We start from the raw sequence: 4,849 nt of genomic DNA, 5'->3' as shown, positions 1-4,849 counted from the left end.
CTACGTCTTGGAATGAACGCTTACTTTTAAGTGGACACTTAACATGACCAACATAAGCGTAACCAAGCCCTACCAAAAACGTCGTCGTTACTCTAAAGAGCTGAAGGCTCGTATCGTCGCCGAATGTTTGAAGCCCGGGGCGTCTGTTTCCCGGATTTCGCTGGATAACGGTCTCAACGCCAACATGGTCCGGCGCTGGATGAGCGAAGCGCGAAGGGCGGCTAAAACACCGGAAACACCTGGATTCGTTCCGGTCCGTCTGCCAGCAGTGGCCTCTGCACCGAGCAACCAATCCGTTTCAGACAAGCGTAGCACCATCCGCATCGAGATTCCCCGCGCCGGTGGTGCGGTTGTGGTGGAGTGGCCTGCGGAGCAGGCCCATCAGTGTGCGGCTTTGCTTCGGGATCTGTTGGGATGATCCGCATTGATGAGATCTGGCTGGCCACCGAACCGCTGGATATGCGGGCCGGACCCGACAAGGCCCTGGCGCGGGTTATTCAGGTATTCGGTTCGGCTAAACCCCATTGCGCCTACCTGTTCGCCAACAAGCGAGGCAATCGGATGAAGGTGCTGATCCATGATGGCCTGGGCATCTAGTTGTGCGCCCGCCGGCTGAACCGGGGTAAATTCCACTGGGGCGAAACCTGGCGCGGTGACCAACTGCGCCTGACCGAGGAACAGTTGTCTGCCTTGGTTCAGGGCCTGCCCTGGCAGCGCATTGGCGCGGAGGGCGTCATCTGCATCCTGTAATCACAAGTGCTGTGATGCCGCTATAGCCAGAACCGCGAATCGCCTGCCGAGCAGGGACTTGGCATACTAGGCGGCATGACTCAGCGCCCCGATATCAACCAACTCTCAGCCGATCAGCTCCGTGCTCTGGCGACGGAACTGATGGACTCCCTGGACGCCAAGGATCAAGCCTTGGGCCGGAAGGAGCGGGAGTTGGTGCGCCGCAATGCCATCATCGAGAAGCTGACCCACGAAGTCGCCATCCTCAAACGTCACAAGTTCGCCCGCCGCAGTGAGCAACTCGATGCCGTTCAGGGCAAGCTCCTGGACGAGCTGATCGACAGTGACCTGGCCGCCATCGAAGCCGAGCTGGACCAGGCGATGACTGAGGAGCAGAAGGCCGCTCGACCCAAGCAGAAGCCTAAGCGCACCCCGCTGCCACCGGAGCTGCCCCGTACCCTGATCCACCATGAACCGGTCAATACCCAGTGCCATTGCGGCTGCCAGCTCAAGCGTATTGGCGAGGACGTGAGCGAAAAGCTGGATTACGTCCCGGGCGAGTTCACCGTGGAGCGGCACATCCGGGGCAAGTGGGCCTGCGAGCAGTGCGAGACCTTGATCCAGGCACCGGTACCACCGCAGGTGATCGACAAGGGCATCCCCACCGCCGGCCTGCTGGCTCAGGTGTTGGTGGCCAAGTACGCGGACCACCTGCCACTGTACCGTCAGGAACGCATCTTCGGCCGTGCCGGCCTGGAAATACCCCGTTCCACACTCGCCGAATGGGTCGGTGCCTGCGGTGTGCAGTTGCAGCCCCTGGCAGATGCGTTGAGAAACGCCTTGCTGGAACACAACGTTCTGCACGCCGATGAAACGCCGGTCAGCATGTTGGCTCCGGGTAAGAAGAAAACCCATAAGGCCTACGTCTGGGCTTACTGCACCACACCGTTCTCGGACCTGAAAGCCACCGTTTACGACTTCGCCCCAAGCCGGGCGGGTGAACACGCCCGCACCTTCCTGGGTGACTGGCAGGGCAAGCTGGTCTGTGACGATTACGCCGGCTACAAGGCCGGGTTCGGCAACGGCATCACCGAAATTGGCTGTATGGCACACGCCCGACGCAAGTTCTACGACCTGCACGAGGCCAACAAGAGCGAACTGGCGGCCAAGGCCTTGGAATACATCGGCGGCCTCTACGAGATCGAACGGGAAACCAAAGACCTGCCGCCGGATAAGCGGCTGGAAATCCGACAAACCAAAGCCAAACCGCTTGCTGATGCACTACAGCAATGGATGCAGGCGCATCGTCAGAAAGTGCCGGATGGCTCCGGCACGGCCAAAGCACTGGATTACAGTCTCAAACGTTGGGCAGCGCTGACGCGCTACCTGGACGATGGTGCGGTGCCCATCGACAACAACTGGGTGGAAAACCAGATCCGGCCCTGGGCATTAGGCCGCAGCAACTGGCTGTTCGCGGGATCACTACGCAGTGGTCAACGGGCGGCTGCGGTGATGACCCTGATCCAGTCCGCCAAGCTGAACGGGCATGATCCTTATGCCTACCTGAAGGATGTGCTGACCCGGCTGCCAACGCAGAAGAACAACGCCATCGACGAGCTGTTGCCCCACCACTGGAAGCCGGCTACACCTGACAAGGTGTGATCACCGGCCGCTTACCGAAGAATCCCTCGCAGGCAGCATTATCGCCACAATGACCGACCGCACTCATGCTGCTTACCAAACGGTTGCTACCAAGATATCGCTGGTAGTCACCACTGGTAAATTGACTGCCTCGATCTGAATGCAATACCACCGGGACTTTCCCCTGGCGCTGCCAAACGGCCATCTCAACGGCTCTGATCACCATATGCCGATCCTGCCGGTAATGCATGGGCCAACCAACGATCAGCTTGCTGTATAGGTCGAGAACCACGCACAGAAAGAGCTTTCCTTCCTGCGTGGGCACATAATACGTATTGGGAAATGGCTGCGACAACGTTGAATCGCCTGATACCTCAGGGCGACTCCTTTGCGAAGAACACCGCCGCTTCGCGCAAAAAATCACGCTCCTTCTTCACGCGAACCAATTCTCGTTTGAGACGGGCAACCTCCTCGTCTCTGGGAGAACCAGAGCCCTTGAAGGCCTTGTCTGTCTCCTCATCCGCTTCTCTGCGCCACCGAGACAGCAGGTTGGGATTAATACCAACCTCCAGGGCAATCTGGCGACAGCTCACACCGGGCTGACGGGTTAAAGCGATGGCTTCGCGTTTGAACTCTGGGCTATATCTTCTGCGTCTGAATATGAACACTCCTTTGGCACAGTGTGCCTCTTTTTAGGAATGTCCGCAGTAACGGGGTAGAACCCATCCGCCTCGGAGTGGCTGTAGCCCCCAGGCCACAGAGCCAGCTACTTTCCTTGCTGGATTAGCAGTTCCACGACGAACGGAAAACCTGGTGTTTATCAGCCCGTCAGGTGTGGGCAGGTCAACCCAGCAGGCCCGCTACAACTTGCTCCAGTTGATCGATAGCCTTTACGAATACCGGTCGATCATCCTGACCACCACCAAGAACCTCATCAGTTGGGGCGAGTTCTTCCGCGACGACAACGTGGAGGTGCCGATCATCGACAGGACGATACAGCCACTCACACTTCTTGTGTTGGGAGGCGAAACTCTCGACTGAGGCAGAAAGCTACAAGATTCACGATGAAGAGCGGGCAAAGTAGATGGCCATTGGAAAATCTTTACGCGGCCCCTTCTTTTGGGGGGGGAGTCATATGATTTATGAAGATACTTTGGACAAAGTTCAAAAACAAAAATAGTAGGCAAGAAATGAGTAATCCATATGTATTGCAAACCCGAGGCCTCGTAAAGAAGTTTAGGGGATTTCAGGCCGTTGATCATGTCGATCTACAAATTCGGCAGGGCGATATTCATGCCTTAATTGGCCCTAACGGTGCCGGCAAGACCACGGTTTTCAATCTCCTGACCAAGTTCCTGATCCCGACCAGGGGGCAGATCCTTTATAAGGGAGAGGACATCACCTCTCTGAAATCCGCCGCCATCGCCCGTAGGGGTGTGGTTCGGTCCTTCCAGATTTCCGCTGTGTTCCCGCACATGACTGCCCTCGAGAATATCCGCGTCGCATTGCAGACGTTCGAGGGCAACTCTTTCAGCTTCTGGCAATCCGGAGCCCGTCTGAACAAGCTCAATGAGCGCGCTATGGAATTGCTGGATGCGGTGGGACTGACCAGTTTTGCCAATACCACCACCGTGGAGCTGGCCTACGGCCGCAAACGGGCATTGGAGCTGGCGACCACGCTGGCGATGGAGCCGGAAATCCTGCTGCTCGACGAACCCACCCAGGGTATGGGCAGCGAGGATGTGGATCGCGTGGTGGAACTGGTGCGCAGCGCGGCCAAGGGCCGTACCGTGCTGATGGTGGAGCATAACCTGAGCGTGGTCAGCAAACTGTGTGACCGCATCACCGTGCTGGCCCAGGGGGCCGTTCTGACTGAAGGCGACTACGAAACCGTGTCTGCCGATCCCCGTGTGCGCGAGGTTTACATGGGATCCGACGGTAGTGGCGAGCGAGGCGCGACCGAGACCAATCCCGCCAGTGCGGAGGCCGCCCAATGAGTCACGGACCGGACAAGGAATACGAACAGCTGCGGGTTTCCGGACTGCACGCCTTCTACGGCGAGTCCCATATCCTGCATGGCATCGACATGGTGGTGCACCGGGGTGAACTGGTAACCCTGCTGGGGCGCAATGGCGCCGGCCGCACCACGACCCTCAAAGCGATCATGAACATGGTGGGCCGCCGCACCGGCTCCATCATGATCAACGGGGAGGAGACCATGTCCTGCGCTCCCCATCATATTGCCAGGTTGGGTGTCGGGTATTGCCCCGAACATCGGGGCATTTTTTCGTCACTCAACGTCCAGGAAAACCTGACCCTGCCACCGGTGGTGCGCAGCGGCGGCATGAGCCTGGAAGAAATCTACACCATGTTCCCCAACCTCTACGAACGCCGATTCAGTCAGGGGACGAAGCTCTCTGGCGGTGAGCAGCAGATGCTGGCCATGGCGCGCATCCGTAAGCGTTCATTCCAAGACGTA

General features: G+C 58.3%; 5 protein-coding genes and 3 pseudogenes. 6 read left to right on the top strand and 2 right to left on the bottom strand.

The annotated features are described in order from the left end of the window. The first annotated feature begins 43 nt into the window (after positions 1 to 43). The 3 genes and pseudogenes from tnpA to tnpC all read left to right on the top strand — a co-directional run bounded on the left by tnpA (position 44) and on the right by tnpC (position 2,391). Positions 44 to 418: an IS66-like element accessory protein TnpA gene (gene tnpA, locus B3Y70_RS16180; RefSeq protein ID WP_053114431.1), complete on the top strand. Its 375-nt coding sequence runs from the start codon at positions 44 to 46 to the stop codon at positions 416 to 418. Continuing rightward, positions 415 to 750: pseudogene (tnpB, locus tag B3Y70_RS16175) on the top strand (IS66 family insertion sequence element accessory protein TnpB). The gene tnpA and the pseudogene tnpB overlap by 4 nt, the downstream one beginning before the upstream one ends. A 75-nt stretch (positions 751 to 825) precedes the next feature. After that, positions 826 to 2,391 carry an IS66 family transposase gene (gene tnpC, locus B3Y70_RS16170; RefSeq protein ID WP_053114433.1) on the top strand — a complete coding sequence of 522 codons (1,566 nt, stop codon included), beginning with the start codon at positions 826 to 828 and terminating at the stop codon, positions 2,389 to 2,391. A gap of 13 nt (positions 2,392 to 2,404) precedes the next feature. Here the strand turns inward: tnpC and B3Y70_RS17630 are convergent. Together B3Y70_RS17630 and B3Y70_RS17625 are read right to left on the bottom strand one after the other, a co-directional pair. Continuing rightward, positions 2,405 to 2,689, bottom strand: a pseudogene (locus B3Y70_RS17630) (transposase); the annotation flags it as partial. 2 nt (positions 2,690 to 2,691) lie between these two features. Beyond that, a pseudogene (locus tag B3Y70_RS17625) lies at positions 2,692 to 3,032 on the bottom strand (transposase); the annotation flags it as partial. A gap of 151 nt (positions 3,033 to 3,183) precedes the next feature. Here B3Y70_RS17625 and B3Y70_RS16160 point away from each other — a divergent pair. The 3 genes from B3Y70_RS16160 to B3Y70_RS16150 all read left to right on the top strand — a co-directional run. Further along, positions 3,184 to 3,411 (top strand): ATP-binding protein, encoded by a 228-nt coding sequence (locus B3Y70_RS16160; RefSeq protein ID WP_053114435.1) that lies wholly within the window; start codon positions 3,184 to 3,186, stop codon positions 3,409 to 3,411. A gap of 149 nt (positions 3,412 to 3,560) precedes the next feature. After that, positions 3,561 to 4,367, top strand: a complete 807-nt coding sequence (locus B3Y70_RS16155; protein ID WP_053114437.1) for an ABC transporter ATP-binding protein — start codon at positions 3,561 to 3,563, stop codon at positions 4,365 to 4,367. Beyond that, positions 4,364 to 4,849: ABC transporter ATP-binding protein (locus tag B3Y70_RS16150; protein WP_288590098.1), on the top strand; the 486-nt coding region annotated here is incomplete at its 3' end. The genes B3Y70_RS16155 and B3Y70_RS16150, both read left to right, overlap by 4 nt.

This window comes from Marinobacter sp. UBA5687 (genome assembly GCF_002420325.1).
GTDB classification, from domain to species: Bacteria; Pseudomonadota; Gammaproteobacteria; order Pseudomonadales; family Oleiphilaceae; genus Marinobacter; species Marinobacter nauticus.
The sequence above is the reverse complement of the archived record's forward strand: the minus strand, read 5'-3'. Positions and strand labels throughout refer to the sequence as shown.